This window comes from Streptosporangium sp. CA-115845, from assembly GCF_050943795.1.
Taxonomy (GTDB): Bacteria; Actinomycetota; Actinomycetes; order Streptosporangiales; family Streptosporangiaceae; genus Streptosporangium.
In genome coordinates, this window is sequence record NZ_CP191988.1 from 7,536,606 (window position 1) to 7,552,888 (window position 16,283).

16 protein-coding genes and 1 pseudogene are annotated in these 16,283 nt (G+C 71.3%); 10 read left to right on the forward strand and 7 right to left on the reverse strand.

Annotated elements, in window-relative coordinates; translation table 11 throughout:
* Window positions 1–33 precede the first annotated feature (33 nt).
* Window positions 34–1,053 carry an LLM class F420-dependent oxidoreductase gene (locus ACQP0P_RS35805; RefSeq protein WP_433363797.1) on the forward strand — a complete coding sequence of 340 codons (1,020 nt, stop codon included), beginning with the start codon at window positions 34–36 and terminating at the stop codon, window positions 1,051–1,053.
* 74 nt (window positions 1,054–1,127) lie between these two features.
* Here the strand turns inward: ACQP0P_RS35805 and ACQP0P_RS35810 are convergent, their stop codons facing one another.
* Together ACQP0P_RS35810 and ACQP0P_RS35815 are read right to left on the reverse strand one after the other, a co-directional pair.
* The gene (locus ACQP0P_RS35810) at window positions 1,128–2,189 is read right to left on the reverse strand and encodes a hypothetical protein (protein ID WP_433363800.1); all 1,062 of its coding nucleotides are present in this window, start codon (window positions 2,187–2,189) and stop codon (window positions 1,128–1,130) included.
* On the reverse strand, window positions 2,186–2,689 hold the full coding sequence (locus ACQP0P_RS35815; protein WP_433363803.1) for an RNA polymerase sigma factor: 504 nt from the start codon (window positions 2,687–2,689) through the stop codon (window positions 2,186–2,188). The genes ACQP0P_RS35810 and ACQP0P_RS35815 overlap by 4 nt, the downstream gene beginning before the upstream one ends.
* Before the next feature lie 175 nt (window positions 2,690–2,864).
* On the opposite strand from ACQP0P_RS35815, the gene ACQP0P_RS35820 reads away from it, so the two are divergent.
* Both ACQP0P_RS35820 and ACQP0P_RS35825 read left to right on the forward strand, forming a co-directional pair.
* Entirely contained in the window at window positions 2,865–3,515 is a 651-nt protein-coding gene (locus ACQP0P_RS35820) for a response regulator transcription factor (protein ID WP_433363806.1), read from the forward strand.
* 110 nt (window positions 3,516–3,625) lie between these two features.
* Window positions 3,626–4,156 (forward strand): annotated as a pseudogene (locus ACQP0P_RS35825) (DUF4328 domain-containing protein); the annotation flags it as partial.
* 177 nt (window positions 4,157–4,333) lie between these two features.
* Here ACQP0P_RS35825 and ACQP0P_RS35830 read toward each other — a convergent pair.
* Window positions 4,334–4,666: a DUF6504 family protein gene (locus ACQP0P_RS35830; RefSeq protein ID WP_433382287.1), complete on the reverse strand. Its 333-nt coding sequence runs from the start codon at window positions 4,664–4,666 to the stop codon at window positions 4,334–4,336.
* Between the two features lie 6 nt (window positions 4,667–4,672).
* The gene (locus ACQP0P_RS35835; RefSeq protein WP_433363809.1) at window positions 4,673–5,428 is read right to left on the reverse strand and encodes a GntR family transcriptional regulator; all 756 of its coding nucleotides are present in this window, start codon (window positions 5,426–5,428) and stop codon (window positions 4,673–4,675) included.
* A gap of 526 nt (window positions 5,429–5,954) precedes the next feature.
* Here ACQP0P_RS35835 and ACQP0P_RS35840 point away from each other — a divergent pair.
* From ACQP0P_RS35840 to ACQP0P_RS35870, 7 genes are read left to right on the forward strand one after another with little or no spacing between them, the layout of a single operon-like run.
* Window positions 5,955–6,995 carry an ABC transporter substrate-binding protein gene (locus ACQP0P_RS35840; protein WP_433363812.1) on the forward strand — a complete coding sequence of 347 codons (1,041 nt, stop codon included), beginning with the start codon at window positions 5,955–5,957 and terminating at the stop codon, window positions 6,993–6,995.
* Complete coding sequence (locus ACQP0P_RS35845) at window positions 6,992–7,858, forward strand: ABC transporter permease (RefSeq protein WP_433363815.1); 867 nt, start codon at window positions 6,992–6,994, stop codon at window positions 7,856–7,858. Before ACQP0P_RS35840 ends, ACQP0P_RS35845 begins: the two co-directional genes overlap by 4 nt.
* Complete coding sequence (locus ACQP0P_RS35850; protein WP_433363818.1) at window positions 7,846–8,703, forward strand: ABC transporter permease; 858 nt, start codon at window positions 7,846–7,848, stop codon at window positions 8,701–8,703. The genes ACQP0P_RS35845 and ACQP0P_RS35850 overlap by 13 nt, the downstream gene beginning before the upstream one ends.
* Entirely contained in the window at window positions 8,700–9,806 is a 1,107-nt protein-coding gene (locus ACQP0P_RS35855; RefSeq protein ID WP_433363821.1) for an ABC transporter ATP-binding protein, read from the forward strand. The genes ACQP0P_RS35850 and ACQP0P_RS35855 overlap by 4 nt, the downstream gene beginning before the upstream one ends.
* Window positions 9,796–10,491 (forward strand): HAD family hydrolase, encoded by a 696-nt coding sequence (locus tag ACQP0P_RS35860; protein WP_433363824.1) that lies wholly within the window; start codon window positions 9,796–9,798, stop codon window positions 10,489–10,491. Before ACQP0P_RS35855 ends, ACQP0P_RS35860 begins: the two co-directional genes overlap by 11 nt.
* Before the next feature lie 37 nt (window positions 10,492–10,528).
* Window positions 10,529–12,313 carry a serine/threonine-protein kinase gene (locus tag ACQP0P_RS35865; RefSeq protein ID WP_433363827.1) on the forward strand — a complete coding sequence of 595 codons (1,785 nt, stop codon included), beginning with the start codon at window positions 10,529–10,531 and terminating at the stop codon, window positions 12,311–12,313.
* 59 nt (window positions 12,314–12,372) lie between these two features.
* Window positions 12,373–13,335: a quinone oxidoreductase family protein gene (locus tag ACQP0P_RS35870; protein ID WP_433363830.1), complete on the forward strand. Its 963-nt coding sequence runs from the start codon at window positions 12,373–12,375 to the stop codon at window positions 13,333–13,335.
* Window positions 13,336–13,497: 162 nt separating this feature from the next.
* On the opposite strand, the gene ACQP0P_RS35875 is transcribed toward ACQP0P_RS35870, so the two are convergent.
* Genes ACQP0P_RS35875 through ACQP0P_RS35885 form a run of 3 tightly spaced genes read right to left on the reverse strand, consistent with a single transcriptional unit; the run spans window position 13,498 to window position 16,212 of the window.
* Complete coding sequence (locus ACQP0P_RS35875) at window positions 13,498–14,520, reverse strand: PucR family transcriptional regulator (protein ID WP_433363832.1); 1,023 nt, start codon at window positions 14,518–14,520, stop codon at window positions 13,498–13,500.
* Window positions 14,520–15,323: an ABC transporter permease subunit gene (locus tag ACQP0P_RS35880; protein ID WP_433363835.1), complete on the reverse strand. Its 804-nt coding sequence runs from the start codon at window positions 15,321–15,323 to the stop codon at window positions 14,520–14,522. The genes ACQP0P_RS35875 and ACQP0P_RS35880 overlap by 1 nt, the downstream gene beginning before the upstream one ends.
* Window positions 15,292–16,212, reverse strand: a complete 921-nt coding sequence (locus tag ACQP0P_RS35885) for an ATP-binding cassette domain-containing protein (RefSeq protein ID WP_433363838.1) — start codon at window positions 16,210–16,212, stop codon at window positions 15,292–15,294. The genes ACQP0P_RS35880 and ACQP0P_RS35885 overlap by 32 nt, the downstream gene beginning before the upstream one ends.
* Between the last annotated feature and the right edge of the window lie 71 nt (window positions 16,213–16,283).

Genomic DNA, 16,283 nt, shown 5'->3' on the forward strand with positions numbered 1-16,283 from the left:
AGCGTGTCCGGCCTTACGTTGCGAGGAGACCCGGTGAGTACCGACCTGAGACTCGGCCTGAACCTCGGCTACTGGCAGCGCGACGCCGACGACGCCACCGAACTCGTCCAGGCCGCGGAACGGCTGGGGTACGAGTCCGTCTGGACCGCGGAAGCCTACGGTAGCGACGCCTTCACCCCTCTGGCCTGGTACGGCGCGCGGACGTCCCGCATCAAGCTGGGCACATCGGTGGTGCAGATCTCCGCCAGGACTCCGGCGGCGACCGCGATGACCGCGATGACCCTCGACCACCTCACCGGCGGGCGGCTGCTGCTCGGCATCGGCGCGTCCGGCCCTCAGGTGGTCGAGGGCTGGTACGGCCGTCCGTTCCCCAAGCCGCTCGCCCGCACCCGCGAGTACGTCGAGATCATGCGCAAGGTCTGGCGCCGCGAGGAGCCGGTGACCAGCGACGGCGAGCACTACCCCCTGCCCTACCCGGGCGGCGCGAACCTCGGCAAGCCGCTGAAGCTGATCACCCACCCGCTCCGCGGCGAGATCCCCCTCTATCTCGGCGCGGAGGGCCCGAAAAACGTCGCGCTCGCCACCGAGATCGCCGACGGCTGGCTGCCGCTCTTCGTGTTCCCCGAGAAGATCGAGCGGATGTACGGCCCCTCGCTCGCCGGCGCCGGGCCTGACTTCGACATCGCCGCCATGGTCATGACACTGATCACCGACGACGTCAGGGCGGCGCTGAACGGGGTGAAGATGATGCTGACCCTCTACATCGGCGGCATGGGTGCCAAGAGCCGCAACTTCCACGCCGACATCATCGGCAGGATGGGCTACGCCGAGGCCGCCGAGCAGATCCAGGCGCTCTACCTGGCCGGGCGCAGGGAGGAGGCGTTCAACGCGATCCCCGACGAGCTGGCCGACGGCATCTCCCTGGTCGGCCCGGTGGGCCGCATCCGCGAACGCCTGGAGCTGTGGCGCAAGAGCCCGGTGAGCAACCTCCTGGTGATGGGCCCCCGCGACGAGACCTCCCTGAAGGCGATCCGGGACCTGGTCCTCGGCTGAGCCACCCCGCCCCCGCCGGGGTGGCGGACCCGCCGGGTGCCCCGCCGCCCCCTCCGGGGCGGCGGGGCGGGAGATCACTTCCGGGCGCCGAGTTCGTTGACCCAGCCGGAGCTCTCGTACGCGACCTTGAGCCCCTTACGGGCGGGGATGAACACGGTGCGGGAGTCGGTGGCGCGGGGCTTCTCGTCCGGGCCGTCGTAGCGGAAGGCCAGCAGGCGCGCCCCCGACTCGTCGATGACCAGGGTGTGGTGGCCGTTGGCCGTGGTGACCGCGGTGCCCGTGCGGCCGATCGGGTCGAGGACGCCCTGCTTCAGGACGAGTCCCGGCTGGGCGGCCAGGATGCGCAGCATCGAGGCGCGCGTGGCCGCGCTCGTCGGCATGGAGAGCAGGTGACGCGCCCCCTCGAAGGCGAAGTTCGCGAACGATCCCTCGCGGTGCGCCGAGCGGAGCCAGCGCTCCAGTCCCTCGACGTCGCCTGGCAGCTTCTGCTCCGTGCCCAGGGTCAGCGTCTTGGCACCGATCTGCATTCCCAGGACCATGGAGAAGTCCTCGGTACGCGGGGCGGGCCACAGGGACGGGGATCCCTTGGCCTTCCAGGCCGCCTCATCGGCGGCGGTCTCGAAGGTGACCTGGACGTCCTGGTTGGAGGAGAGCCGCCCGTTCTTGCCGTCGGACCAGGATTCGTCGGTGTGGGCGACGATCGCGCCGGACCCGACGGGCTCGAAGGTCCGGGTGCGGTCGAACCAGTACCGGCCCTCGGGGGTGCTCTCATGCGCCACCGTCTTCGCGCTCGCCAGCAGGAACGACCGGGCGTCGAGCGTCACGGCGGTTTTCTCTGCCGGGGACCTGTCCGGGGCCGCGACGGAGGAAGGGGCCCCCTCGCTCCGGCCGCCCCCCGGTCCCCGCAGCCCGATCGTGCCCGTCATGACCGCCGGTACCGCCACTGCGGCGGCCAGCCCGATGAGGGCGCCGGTCAGCACGAGTCGCGGCCTGAGACGCAGGCGGGACACGGGGCGGAGGCGAGGCTTGGCCGTCGCGAAGGCGCGGGCGAGGTCGGCCTCGCGGCGACGCCGGTAGGCGTCGTCGGTGAGGGCGTCGGGGCGCAGCGCGCGGATGCGCTCGTCAACGTCGTTCATGACTGCTCCTGCAGGGTGATGGGGGTGAAGTCGAATGCCTGGGACAGGCGGCGGCGAGCGCGGTGCAGACGGACCGTGAACGCGCGGGCCGAGCAGCCCACGAGTTTGGCGGCCTCGGCCGGGGTGAGGCCGTACCAACTGGCCAGGACCACGGCCTCGACGTCCAGCTCGGACAGCCCGGTGAGCGCCGCGAGCGCCGCCTCGCGCTCGGTGACCTGCTCGGCCACGTCTCCCTCGGGGGAGAGGTCGGCCAGCCGGTCCGCCAGCGCCTGCCGTCGTAGCCCGGAACGCCACTGCTTGCGCAGCAGGTTGCGGGCGATGCCGAGCAGCCACGGCAGCGGCGCCTCCGGCAGCCGCTCCAGCTGCTGCCAGGCGATCAGGAACGTCTCGCTCGCGATGTCCTCGGCCGCCTGTCGTTCGGCCCGCAGCAGCGCGTAGCCGAGCACGCTGCGATAGTGCCGGTCGTACAGCGCGGTGAATCGCGCTTCTGGATCATCCACACCCAGTAATGCCTTTCCCGGGGCTCCGATCACTGGCCGGCCACAAAATTGTCCGATGCGCCCGCTTCCATGGTGCCGCGCGGACCCGCCGGCGCCCTACCCTGCCGTCGTCGGCCGGGGCACATTGACCGGACTGCCGATTTCACCTCGGTACGGAACTGGCAAAATCCGTCAGGTGACGATTCGAGTGCTCATCGCCGACGACCAAGAGCTGGTGCGGACCGGGTTCCAGATGATTCTGGACGCCCAGGAGGACATGGAGGTCCTGGCGACGGCCGCCAACGGAGCCGAGGCCGTCGAGCTGGCGCGGAGGCTGCGGCCCGACGTCTGCCTGCTGGACATCCGGATGCCCAAGCTGGACGGCCTGGAGGCCACCCGCCTCCTGGCGGGACCGGAGGTGCCCAACCCGATGAAGGTGGTCATCGTCACGACCTTCGACCTGGACGAGTACGTCTACGGAGCGCTGCGCGCCGGAGCGACCGGTTTCCTGCTCAAGGACAGCGGGCCGACCCTGCTCATCGAGGCGATCCGGGCCGCGGCGGCGGGGGACGCGCTGGTGTCGCCCTCGGTGACCGTGCGCCTGCTCGAACACCTGGCCCACCCGCGGGCCGGTGCCCTCCGGCCGCCCCGCGATCCCCTCACCGAGCGCGAGCTGGACGTCGTACGCCTGGTGGCCAGGGGACGGACCAACCAGGAGGTCGCCGCCGAGCTGTTCGTGTCGCTGTCGACGGTGAAGACGCACCTGGGAAGCATCCAGGCGAAGCTCGGCGCCAGGAACCGGGTGGAGATCGCCGCGTGGGCCTGGGAGTCGGGCACCGTGAGCTGAGCGAGCCGAGTTGGCCGAGTGGACAGAGTGGTCCGAGTGGGCTGATTAGCGAAAGGGCTGACGGGATAGAAAAAGGGCAGGTCCTCAGCGCATGGCGGGGGGAGATATACATGCGCTCTATCCCATCTCTACAGAAAAGGTCGGCTTCGGCCGTCTACTTCACCCTTACCGTCCTGGTGGTCGCGACCGCCGCCCTGGCCGTGTTCGAACAGGCCCGTGGCCGGCGACTCGTCCTGGAGATCTCGAAACTCGGCGGCGACCCCCACGCCCCCGGTGCCGACGCGATCTTCGGCGCGGTAACGGTCTTCGCGATCCTGATCATTTTCTTCGCCGCGGCCGCGATCGCCGCCGTCGTCGCGTACCTGAACTGGCTGCTCCGTGCCCAGCAGTACGCCGACCGGCCCGCGGTGGTCACCGTCCTGGCGAGCTGGTTCGTGCCGGTGGTCAACCTCGTCGCCCCCGCCGTGCTGGTCGACCGGCTGTGGCGGGCCTCCCGTCCGCCGGCCGACCGCCGCACGCGCTGGCGGGTGCTGCTCGCCGCCTGGTGGCTGAGCTGGCTGGTCGCGCTCACGCTGGTGCTGGTACGGCTCTGGCCGGGCGTGTCCCAGGCGAGCAGCGGCCTGACCGGTTTCGGCCCACCCGAGCTGACCGCCGTCACGGTCGCCGCACTGCTCTGCGCGGCGACGGTCCGGCAGATCACCGGGATCCAGACCGCGGGCGCCAGGCGCCGGCACCGGATCCCGGCGAACCGTCCGGAGCGTGCCGGACGCCGGGGCGGAGTGGGGTCCTGGAGCGTGGCCGCGGCCTGGGGCGGGAAGTCAGTCCCAGGCCCTGATCAGCAGCCAGCCCTCGCCCGCGGTGTCGAACCGGAGCTCGTAGGTGCCGACCTGGCCACCGGTGGCGGCCTCGGCCCGCCAGAACCGGCGCTCGCCCGGATCACTGTCGGAGACCTTCCACCACTCGCGCGCGACAACCCAGTGGTCGAGAATCCGGTGGACCGTGTAGAGCCGGTCTCGCCAGACGAACTGGACGGGCCGTCCCTCGCGGGTCCACACCTCGACAGGGTCGCCGTAGAGTCGGTTCAAGACGCCTCTTCTCCCCGCGGCTTCGGATGAGTGCCCGGGGGAAGGCGGGCCTACCGTATCGAACATACGTTCTCATCGAGCCGGGCGCAAGTCACCCATCTGCCGTACCAGCGGGTTGGCGTCCACCGAGTTGCGAATGCCGAAGGTCACGCTGCCCGCGCGGTAGCGGTCGTCGGACCACTCGACGGGCCGGCCCTCGTGGGTGGTGGTGACCCGGCGCTGACGCAGCAGCGGGCTGCCCCTGCGCACGGCCAGCAGCCTGGAGTCCTGCACGCCGGCGGCCACCGCGTCGATGAGGTGCTCACCGTAGGCGAAGACGAGGCCGACACTGTCGTAAAGGGCCCGGGTGATCGACTCGCAGCCGGGTTCGATCCGCTCGACGGCCGGGGCGATCCATCCGGCGTAGGTCGTGCGCTCCAGCATCACCGGCTCGCCTTCCAGGGAACGGAGCCGCAGCACCGACAGCACCGGTTCGCCCGGCTGGAGCGCCAGCCGGGCCGCCTCGGTGGCGTCCGCGCCCCTGCGACGCTGTTGCAGCACCTGCCCGCTGACCCGGTAGCCCAGCGCCCGCGCCCACTGGGCGAAGCTGTGCAGCTCGGCGAAGCTCTGGCTGCGCTCGCGGCCGAGCACGATGCGCCTGGCCCCCTGCCGGGAGCCGACCAGGCCCTCGGTGGCGAGCACCGCGACGGCCTGACGGATCGTGCCCCGGGAGGCCGCGAAGCGGGTGGCCAGATCGGCCTCCGAGGGCAGTTGGGCCCCCACGGCGTACTCGCCTCGCATGATCGCGTCGCGCAGCCTCTCCGCGATGCCCAGGTAACGGGGGGTCACATCAGGCCCCTCTCCCTCGACCCCCCGAACGACGGGATTCCTTCCCTTGCGCCTTCCAACACCCGCGCCCCCTTCAGGACACCCGCGAACGTCCGGTGACCGCGCAATCCCGCCTCACCTCTCAGAACCACCCTCGCATTCGGCCCGACATCCGGCTCTGTTCCCGCCCCTGTTCTCGAAGGTGGGCGCGCTGCTTGGCTGCGCGCACCGACCGACGAGGCCGACCTCCACCCTAAACACCCCTGAATCACCCACATAGCTGCGATTTTCGCATTTCACCCACGTACTCCACGCGTTCACCAAACAGCAACTTATTCACGGCATACGAGGTCTAGCTTGTTTGTACAAGTTCGTCTACTTTCATGAAATATTGCGCGACACCCCCTTGGGAGACACAGTGATCGCATCCCGAGTTCGCCTTGCAGGTCTGGCCGCTTTCCTCCTGGTGGGAGCCACCGCGTGCGGGGCCGCCCCCGGCACGTCGACCCCGTCGGGAACCGCCTCCGATGGAGGCTCCGCGGCCGGCGTGGACGCCAGAACCGCCACCTCCGCGGCCGACTTCGGCGGGCTGGACAAGCTCGTCGAGGCCGCCAAGAAGGAGGGCAAGCTCCACGTCATCGCCCTGCCGCCGGACTGGGCCAACTACGGAAAGATCATCGAGGCGTTCAAGGCGAAGTACGGCATTGAGATCGAGAGCGAGACGCCCGACGCCTCCAGCGCCGACGAGATCAACGCGGTGAAGACCCGCAAGGGTCAGGACCGCGCCCCCGACGTTCTCGACATCGGCCAGTCCTTCGCGATCAGCGGCGCCGCCGAGGGCCTGTTCGCGCCGTACAAGGTCCAGACGTGGGACAAGATCCCCGAGAACCAGAAGGAGCCCTCCGGCCTCTGGTTCAACGACTACGGCGGCTACATCTCCATCGGCTGCGACGCCAAGAAGATCGACAAGTGCCCGGAGACCTACGCCGACCTGCTCAAGCCCGAGTACAAGGGCAAGATCGCCCTGAACGGCAACCCGACCAAGTCCGGCTCGGCGTTCGCGGGCGTGTACGCGGCGGCCCTCGCGAACGGCGGCTCCTTCGACGACATCCAGCCCGGCCTGGACTTCTTCAAGAAACTCAAGGAGAGCGGGAACTTCAACCCGGTGGAGACCACCCCGGCCACCATCGAGAAGGGCGAGACCCAGATCAGCATCGACTGGGACTACAACAACGCCGCCTACGCCCCCAAGATGGCCGAGAAGGGCATCGACTGGAAGACCGTCATCCCCAGCGACGGCAAGTACTTCCAGCTGTACGCCCAGGCCATCAACAAGGACGCCCCGCACCCGGCCGCCGCGCGCCTGTGGCAGGAGTTCCTCTACAGCACCGAAGGCCAGAACCTCTACCTCGGGGGCTTCGCCCGCCCGGTCCTGCTGCCCGCCATGCAGGCCGACGGTTCGGTCGACAAGGCCGCCGAGGCCAACCTCCCGCCGGTCGACGGCGAGCCCACCTTCCCGTCGGAGGCGCAGGTCAACAAGGCCAAGGAGGTCCTGGCGAACGGCTGGGGCGCCGCGGTCTCGGGATGACGGCCCGCACCGCCCCGCGCGGCGGCCACGGCCGATCCAGGAACTGGCTGGGCGCCCTGCCGCTGCTGGTCGTGGTGACCGTGGCGTTCGGCATCCCGGCGATCACCCTGCTCGTCGGGGCGTTCACCGTCAGGGATCCGGCGACCAGGGTGTCGTCCATCGGCACCGCCAACCTGTCCAGGAGCCTGCAGGGCGCCTACCTCAACGCCCTGCTCAGCAGCGTGCAACTGTCGGCGGTGGTGGCGGTGGTCGCCGCGGTCCTCGGGACGTTCCTGGCCCAGGCCGTGATCACCTCTCGCTTCACGGCGCTGCGCGAGGCGGTGCTGACCTTCTCCGGCGTGCTGGCCAACTTCGGCGGCGTGCCACTGGCCTTCATCTGGATCGCCACCCTGGGCAACTCGGGGGTGCTCACCACCGCGCTGGGCATCGGCCCCGGCACGCTGTACAACTTCTGGGGCCTGGCCCTGGTCTACCTGTACTTCTCCGTGCCGCTGATGGTGCTCGTGGTGACCCCGGCGCTGGACGGCCTGCGCCCGCAGTGGCGGGAGGCGGCGCAGAACAGCGGCGCCACCACCTGGCAGTTCTGGCGCCACGTCGGCATCCCGGTGCTGACCCCCGCGCTGCTCGGCGGCGTCGTCCTGCTGTTCGGCGGCGCGTTCGCCGCCTACGCCACCGCCGCCGCCATGGTCGGCAGCACGGTCCCGCTGGTCACCCTGCAGATCGCCGACGCGCTCACCGGTGACGTCCTCATCGGCTACGAGAACATCGCGCTCGCCCTGAGCCTCGACATGATCGTCATCGCGCTGCTGGTGATGGCGGTCTACCTGCCGCTGCAGAGGAGGAGCTCCAGATGGTTGCGGTAGCCGCCCTGCCCGACGTCACTCCCGGCGGCCCGGGCCCCGCCGCCCGCCCCGGGCGGCGACGGGCCTGGCGGGGGGTCGTGCTGATCGTCGCGGCGCTCTACTTCGTCGTGCCGATGGCCGTGTCGTTCTGGTTCACCGTCTACTCCGAGAGGCAGGGCTTCTCACTCGCCGCCTACGGGCGGATCCTGTCGGCGCCCGGCTTCCTGTCCAGCCTGCTGCTCTCCCTCGGGCTGGCCGCCGCCACCATCGTCGCGGTGCTGCTGCTGACCCTTCCGGCGATGCTGGCCGTACGGCTCGGCGCGTCGAGGCTGGGGCCGGTGCTGGAGCTGATCGCCACGCTCCCGCTGGTCGTGCCGCCGATCACCTACGTGGTCGGCATCAGCACGGCGCTGCGCGGCGGCATCGACGCGCTGGCCGCCACACCGCTCTGGGCGACGCTGATCGCCGTCCAGGACGAGCGGTTCCCGATCGTCCTGGTGCTGGCGTACGTGGTGCTGACGCTGCCGTTCGCCTACCGGTCGCTGGACGCCGGGCTGCGTGCGATCGACGTGCGGACCCTGGTGGAGGCGGCCCGCAACCTGGGCGCCTCGTGGCCGTACGTGCTGTTCCGGGTGATCATCCCCAACATCCGCTCCGCCATCGCCAGCGCCTCGTTCCTCACCCTCGCGCTGGTGCTCGGCGAGTACACGGTCGCCGCCCTGCTCGGTTACCAGACCTTCCCGGTCTGGATCGTCACCATCTCCGGGAACGACGGGCAGCTCTCCGTGGCACTGTCGATCATCAGCCTGCTCCTCATCTGGCTGCTGCTGCTCACCCTCTCGGGTGCGGGAAGGAAGCGTTCGTGACCGTCGAGTTCCGAGGACTGCGCCGCGCGTTCGGCCGTACGGTCGCGCTGGACGGCCTGGACCTCACCGTGGAGCAGGGCGAGCTGATGGCCCTGCTCGGCCCGTCGGGCTGCGGGAAGACCACGGCGCTGCGCTGCGTCGCCGGGTTCGAGCACCCCGACGCCGGGGCGGTGCTGGTGGACGGCAAGGACATCACCCGGGTCCCCGCCAACCGGCGGGACGCGGGCATGGTCTTCCAGTCCTACAGCCTGTTCCCCAACCTCAACGCCAGGGACAACGTGGCCTTCGGGCTCCGGGTCCGCAAGGTGCCCACCGCCAGACGGCACGCGCGGGCGGCCGAGTTGCTGGAGCTGGTCGGCCTGCCGGCGCACGCCCAGCGCTACCCGCACGAGCTCTCCGGCGGCCAGCAACAGCGCGTCGCCCTGGCCAGGGCGCTGGCGCTGGAGCCGCGCGTGCTGCTGCTCGACGAGCCGCTGTCCGCGCTGGACGCCAAGGTCCGTGTCACGCTCCGCGAGGAGATCCGCCGGCTCCAGCTCGAACTGGGCATCACCACCATCTTCGTCACCCACGACCAGGAGGAGGCCCTGTCGGTCGCCGACCGGGTCGCGGTGCTGCGCGCCGGACGGCTGGAGCAGTGCGGTCCCCCGGCCGAGGTCTACGACCGGCCCGCCACCCCGTTCGTCGCGGAGTTCGTCGGCGCGATGAACCACGTGCCCGGCCACCTGTCCGGTCAGGAGGTCACGGTCCTGGGCCGGCTCATGCCGGTGGACGGCCCGCGGCCCGCCGCCTCCGACGTCGACGTGCTGGTCCGCCCCGAGGCGGTGCTGGTCACGCCCTCCTCCGAGGGAAGTGCCACGATCGTGGCCTCGTCCTTCCGCGGCTCGGTCGCGCGGCTGCGGGTGCGGCTGGGCGAGCTGGAGATCCTCAGCGACGTACCGGGACACGACGCGGTGCGGCTGGCGCCGGGCACGCGGGTGGACGTCGCCCTCGTGCAGCGGCCCGTCCTCGTCGCGGCGCGCACCGCCCCCGCTCTCCCGGGGCCCTCGGGGCCCTCGGGGCCGGATGCGTCCGAGGCGTCGGAGGATCCCGCGGGTGTCGGGTGAGCTCCGCGCCGTCCTGTTCGACATGGACGGCACACTCGTGGACACCGAGGGAATGTGGTGGCAGGCGTGCGCGGCGGTCGCCGCGGAGTCGGGTCTGGAACTGGCCGAGGCCGACGCCGGCCACGTGCTCGGCCGCCCGGTCGAGTACGTGGCCGCCCACCTGGTACGGCGCGCGTCGTCCACCGCTTCCGACGCGTCCGCGCTCCCCGGTGAAGCGGACACCGTCGAACGGGTGGGGGCGCGGCTCACCGACGCCTTCGCCGAGCGGATCGCGGGCGGGGTGACGCCGCTGCCCGGCGCGATCCGGCTGCTGGACGACCTGGCCGCGGGTGGCGTACCCGCGGCGCTGGTCAGTGCCTCCCCCCGGCGCATCGTGGACATGGTGCTCCAGACCGTCGGGGCCGAGCGGTTCACCCTGGTCGTGGCCGCCGAGGACACCGCGCGCGGCAAACCGCTGCCGGACCCCTACCTGCGGGCGGCCGCCGAGCTGGGCGTCGATCCCGGCGAGTGCGTGGCGGTGGAGGACAGCCCGACCGGGCTCGCGGCGGCCCGCGCGGCCGGATGCCGGGTGGTGTCGGTCGCGGGCGGCATGGCGCGGGAGGGCGTGCTGGCCGTGGACGGCCTGGAAAAAGTGGACCTTCCGCTGTTGCGACAGCTGGCGAGCGGCCAGAGATCGATAGGCTGAGCCACTCATGTGATGGCGTACGCGGTTAGGTACAAAGGTGAACAACCTCAGTCCCGACGAACCACTACAGATAGGCCGATACCGCTTGGTCAGCAGGCTGGGCCGAGGCGGGATGGGCACGGTCTATCTCGGCGAGTCCCCCGACGGTCAACAGGTCGCCATCAAGGTCATCAACTCGGAGTACAGCCAGCACGAGCGGTTCCGGATGCGCTTCCGCAGGGAGGCCGACGCCGCGCAGCGGGTCCGCAGGTTCTGCACGGCCGCGGTCATCGAGGCGGCGCTCGACGGCGACCAGCTCTACGTCGTCACCGAGTACGTCACCGGCCCCAACCTGGAGGAGGCGGTGGAGTCCGGCGGGCCGCTGCACGGCTCCAGCCTGGACGCGCTGGCCGTCGGGGTGGCGACCGCGCTGACCGCCATCCACGCCGCCGGGGTGGTGCACCGCGACCTCAAGCCCTCCAACGTGCTGCTCTCCCCGGTCGGCCCCCGCGTGATCGACTTCGGCATCGCCCGCGCGCTGGACACGCTCAGCGGGATGACCGGGACCGGGGAGATCCTCGGCACCCCCCGCTACATGGCGCCCGAGGTGCTCCGCGGCGAGCCGGTCTCGGCCGCCTGCGACGTGTTCTCGTGGGGCTGCCTGATGGCCTTCGCCGCGAGCGGGCGAGCTCCGTTCGGCGGCGAGGCGCTGCCCGCGGTGCTGTACCAGGTGCTCAACACCGAGCCCACCCTGGAGGGCATGGAGCCCGCGCTGCGCGAGCTGGTCGGCTACGCCCTGGCCAAGGACCCGCGGCACCGGCCCACCTCCCAGCAGCTCCTCGACCATCTGGTGGGCCGCTCCGCCGCGCCCGAGCAGACCGTCCACTCGGTTCAGGCCTCCTGGCAGGGGCAGCCGGCCGGGCCCGCGAACGCCCCGGGGACCGACGACCCCCGGTGGACCCCCACCTCGATGTCCTCCCAGCCCGGCTACACGTTCTCCGGCAACCCGCAGACGGGCCCCGGCCACACGCTCCTGGGTCCGCAGAGCGATCTCGGGATCTTTCCGCGTGAGCAGTCGGCCAAGCGCCGCAAGCTGGTCATCGGAGCGGCCGCGGCGGCCCTGGTGGTGGCCGGCGCGTTCGGCCTGAGTCTGGCCCTCTCCCCCGGCGGCCCCCCGGAGAACCTCGCTCTGCTCTACCAGGACGACTTCACCCAGAGCGGCACCGGCTGGAGCGGCGGCGCCTACAATCCGCTCGCTGACACCTACGGCTACGGCTACGCCCCCGACGGCTACTACGCCATCGACGTCAGCGGCTACTCCCCCATCAAGCGGGAGCAGGCCCCGATCCCCTTCGTGCCCGCACCCCCCGCCACCCCCAACCCCACGGCGAGCCCCACACCGGTCACGCCGAGCCGGATCCTGCTCGGCACCGACATCACGATCCGCTCCGGCAGCATCGGCATGGGCGAGTACGGACTGTTCTGCCGGGGCGAGGACGACAACAAGGCGACCCGGTACGAGTTCCTGCTCGACACCGCGGGGAACGCCCGCATCCGCAAGACCGTCAAGAGCGCTGGGGGCGAGCTCACCAAACCCGTCAAGGTCGACCTGCCCAAGGGGAAGACCGCCCGCCTTCAAGCCGAGTGCACCGGGGTCGACGGGGGCGTGCAGCTCAACATGTGGGTCAACGGCGATCGGACGCAGTCCTTCCTCGACACCAACCCGCTGCCCAACGGCCTGGTGGGCGTGATCGCCCGGGTCGGCGAGAACAGCGACGCCGTGCTCAGGACCGCGTTCGACAACTTCACACTGCACGGCCCCGCAGCCACCGGGCAGCCCTGAGTGATCCGCCCGGTGTTGGGGACGATCGGGACACTGACAGATCGAAGGAGTTCAGCACGATGCGCGCCATAGCCGTCTCCGCCACCGGCGGCCCCGAGGTTCTCACCTACGTCGACGACCATCCGGACCCCGAGGTGAACCCCGGGGAGGTCCTGGTCGACGTCGCCGCCTCCGGCGTGAACTTCATCGACATCTACCACCGGATGGGCCGTTACCCGCTCTCCCTGCCCTTCATCCCCGGTGAGGAGGGCTCGGGCACCGTCGTCGCGGTCGGCGAGGACGTCCACGACGTCGCCGTCGGCGACACCGTCGCCTGGGCGTCCGTGCCGCGCAGTTACGCCTCCAGGGTCGCGATACCCGCCTCCAGGCTGCTCCCGGTACCCGAGGGGGTCGCCCCGGAGGCCGCGGCGGCCGTCACGCTCCAGGGACTGACCGCGCACTACCTGACCCACTCCACCTACGCGGTGAAGCCCGGTGACGACGTGCTGGTGCACGCCGCCGCCGGTGGCATGGGCCTGTTGCTCACCCAGATCGCCAAGCTGCGCGGCGCCCGGGTGATCGGCACGGTCTCCACCGAGGAGAAGGAGACCCTGGCCCGCCAGGCGGGCGCCGACGAGGTGTTCCGCTACCGGAACTTCGCCGACGCGGTCCGCAAGCTGACCGGCTCCGGCGTGCACGTCGTCTACGACGGCGTGGGCGCGGCCACCTTCGACGAGAGCATCGTCTCGCTGCGCCCGCGCGGCATGATGGCGCTGTACGGCCAGGCCAGCGGCCCGGTCCCACCCGTCGACCCGCAGATCCTCGCCAGGAACGGCTCCCTGTTCCTGACCCGCCCCACCCTGAACGCCTACATCGCCACCCGCGACGAGCTCGTCTGGCGGGCCTCCGAGATCTACGGCTGGGTGGCCGACGGGCGGATCCGGGTGCACATCTCCAACCGCTACCCGCTGGCGGAGGCCGCCCGCGCCCACTCAGACCTCGAATCCCGCCGTACGACCGGCAAGGTGCTGCTGATCCCCTGACGCCCTTTGCCCGGTACCGGGCGTGCAGGAACGCGCGAAGGCGCGTTGAAGGGCGGCACGCGCGAAGGCACCGCGTCCGGCGTCGACCCGGGTCGCGACTCCGGGGCCCGTCGCCCTGTTCTTCGATGACGGGCCACCGGGGCTCCGCGTACGGCGGAGCGGTCAGCGCAGCGGCTGGGCGGGCCAGTCCAGCAGCCGGGCGCCCAGGACCGCCGTCTCCAGGGTGAAACGCTGGGTGGGGTCGTCCGGTGAGAACCCGGTGCGACGGATCCGCTCCAGCCGGTAGGTCACCGCCCGGGTGCTGACGTCGAGCCTGCGCGCGGCGGCGGTCTGGTTGCCCTGGGAGGCGAAGACCGCCTCCAGCGTGGCGAGCAGCGGATCGGGACCGCCCCGCGCCTCGAGCAGCGGGCTGAGCACCGTCGTCACCAGGTCCTCGATGGCCGCCCGGTCCCGCAGCAGCACCGGGAAGACCAGCAGGTCGGCGGCTTTCAGCACGGGGGCGCGCAACCCCAGCCGGTCGCCGAGTTCGATGGCGTTGGCGCCCTCGCGATAGGAGGCGACCACCCCGCCGGGGCCTCGGTGTGCCCTGCCAAGACCGACCCGCCAGCCGGGCGCGAACAGCTGGCGGACGTGGTGGGTGAACTCGCCGGTCGCGGCGGCGAGGCCGCCCGGCGCCACGCAGACGAGCATCCCGTCCCGGACCGCGACCAGCACGTTGTGCGAGCCGAACCGGGTGATCAGCGCGTCCTCGATCCGCCGGACCGTCCCCTCGGCGAGCCCGCCGTTCGCATCGGCGGCGGGGCGGGCGACGGCGACCGCGTAGCTCTCGACCAGGCGGAGACCGAAGTGCTCGGCCCGCTCGGCGAGCCGATGGACGCGTCCCTGGAGCAGGTCGTCGACGAACTCCCGGCGCGCGAGCTCCTCCTGGCGCAGCGCGGACCGCTGGGCGTTCTCGTACCCCTCCATCAGCGCGGAGACCGTACGCCGCAGGGCCGGGAGCGGAGCGGGGCTCACCGACTCGGCCATGGCCAGGGCCGCCTCGACCAGGGCCCGGACGGACACGCCTCGCTCCGCGGCCAGCGCACCGGCGGCGCGGCAGTCGTCGAGCTCGGCTCTGCCCGGCGGCCTGCCGGTGGCGGCCGCCTCCCTTAACGTCCGGAGATGGCCGCCAAGCAGCTCGTCCATCAGACTCCCACGTCACGCCTGTCGAAGGCCGGTATCGCGGTCAGGACCAGCGCGACGATCGCCCCTACCAGCACGAGATACTCCCACGCGGGAAATCCCTGCTGGATCGGCCGTCCGTCGAGGTAGTAGTGGAACGGCGAGATCCAGCGCAGCCAGGACACCCCGTCCACGTCCCTGCCCATCGTCTCGACCACGTAGCCGGCCACCGCGACCACCCCGACCACCGCCAGGGCGACCCCCCTGCGTCCCGTCGCCGCGCCGACGGTCAGACAGAGCGTGCCGAAGAAGAGTGCGAGCAGGAAGACACCGGTGTGACCGGCCAGGATCCGGTCGGCCGGAACGTCCATGCCGACGGCCGAGGCCAGACCGAGCACGACGAGGAAGGTGACCGCCGTCATGCCGAGCAGGGCGAGGGCGAGGGCGGCGAAGCGCTCCAGGACCAGCCGCCTGCGGGTGATCGGGAGAGTGAGGGTCAGCTCCAGGGTGCCCGTCTCCTCGGGCTGGGCGATCGCCCGGTTACCGATCACCGCGGCGCACATGATGAACAGCATCGGCCCGAACAGCTGGTAGACCAGCGCCTGCAGGTAGCCGGGACCGCTGGTGAAGCCGTCCTCCAGACCGCCCATGAGATCGCGCATCGCCCCGGGGAACTTGGTCAGCGCCACCTGCCCGTAGAGCTCGGGGTTGCTCACGATGGTCGGGTAGTACGCCAGGTACAGCCCGAAGAACGCGCTGATCCCGATCGTCCAGCCGAGCAGCGCCCGCCGGTAGTCACGCAGGCTCTTCGACACCAGCGCGGGCATGACGCGCCTCCTCATCGCTGTAGTAGGTCAGGAAGATCTCTTCAAGGTCGGGCTCGGCGCTGACCATGTGCACCACGGTGAACCGCGCCGCCGCCTTGACCAGCGCGTCCGGGCGGCCGTCGATGGTGCAGCGCACCCCGGCGCCCTCCACCCGCAGGTCCCGCACGCCGGGCAGGTTCTCGAACGCCTCGCGGGGCACCGGCGCGTCGAAGTGGAACTCCACCCGGCGCACCGCCTTCTCGCGGAGCGCGGAGACGTCCTCCACCGCGACCAGCCTGCCGGCACGCACGATGCCGACCCGGTCGGAGACGTGCTCGACCTCGGCCAGCACGTGCGAGGACATCAGCACGGTACGGCCGGAGGCGCGGACCTCGCGGATCATCGCCAGGAACTCCTGCTGCACCAGCGGGTCCAGGCCGCTGGTCGGCTCGTCGAGGATCAGGAACTCCGGCTCGTGCATGAACGCCTGGATGAGCCCGACCTTCTGCCTGTTGCCCTTGGAGAGCCTGCCCATCGGCACCGCCAGGTCGGCCTCCAGCCGCTCGGCCAGCTCCGCGATCCGGCCCCTGGGCACGCCGCCGCGTACCGCGCCGAGAAAGGCGAGGTAGTCTCCCGCCCGTTCCCTGCCCTCCAGGGCCAGCTCGCCGGGCAGGTAACCGATCCGGCTCCGCACGCCCGCCTCGCGGGGATCGCCGCCGAGGACCGTCATCCGGCCCCTGGTGGGGCGGATCACGTCCAGGAGCAGCCGGATCGTGGTCGTCTTGCCCGCGCCGTTCGGGCCGAGGTACCCGAACACCTCCCCGGGCCGGATCTCCAGGTCGAGATCCTCAAGTCCCCGGCGCCCGCCGTAGAACTTGGTGAGCCCCTCGGTCTCCACCACCGCTGTCATGCACCCGATCGTGCCCGCCCGCCGGTGCGGGGGCCATGGCCGGATCCCGACAGTTGGCCGCCTTTTCCTTG

Bases quoted from the DNA above. Each gene is read 5' to 3' on its own strand.
- ACQP0P_RS35810 (WP_433363800.1), bottom strand. From the start codon at position 2,189: ATGAACGACGTTGACGAGCGCATCCGCGCGCTGCGCCCCGACGCCCTC.
- ACQP0P_RS35830 (WP_433382287.1), bottom strand. From the start codon at position 4,666: ATGTTCGATACGGTAGGCCCGCCTTCCCCCGGGCACTCATCCGAAGCC.
- ACQP0P_RS35845 (WP_433363815.1), top strand. From the start codon at position 6,992: ATGACGGCCCGCACCGCCCCGCGCGGCGGCCACGGCCGATCCAGGAAC.
- ACQP0P_RS35850 (WP_433363818.1), top strand. From the start codon at position 7,846: ATGGTTGCGGTAGCCGCCCTGCCCGACGTCACTCCCGGCGGCCCGGGC.
- ACQP0P_RS35870 (WP_433363830.1), top strand. From the start codon at position 12,373: ATGCGCGCCATAGCCGTCTCCGCCACCGGCGGCCCCGAGGTTCTCACC.
- ACQP0P_RS35875 (WP_433363832.1), bottom strand. From the start codon at position 14,520: ATGGACGAGCTGCTTGGCGGCCATCTCCGGACGTTAAGGGAGGCGGCC.
- ACQP0P_RS35880 (WP_433363835.1), bottom strand. From the start codon at position 15,323: ATGCCCGCGCTGGTGTCGAAGAGCCTGCGTGACTACCGGCGGGCGCTG.
- ACQP0P_RS35885 (WP_433363838.1), bottom strand. From the start codon at position 16,212: ATGACAGCGGTGGTGGAGACCGAGGGGCTCACCAAGTTCTACGGCGGG.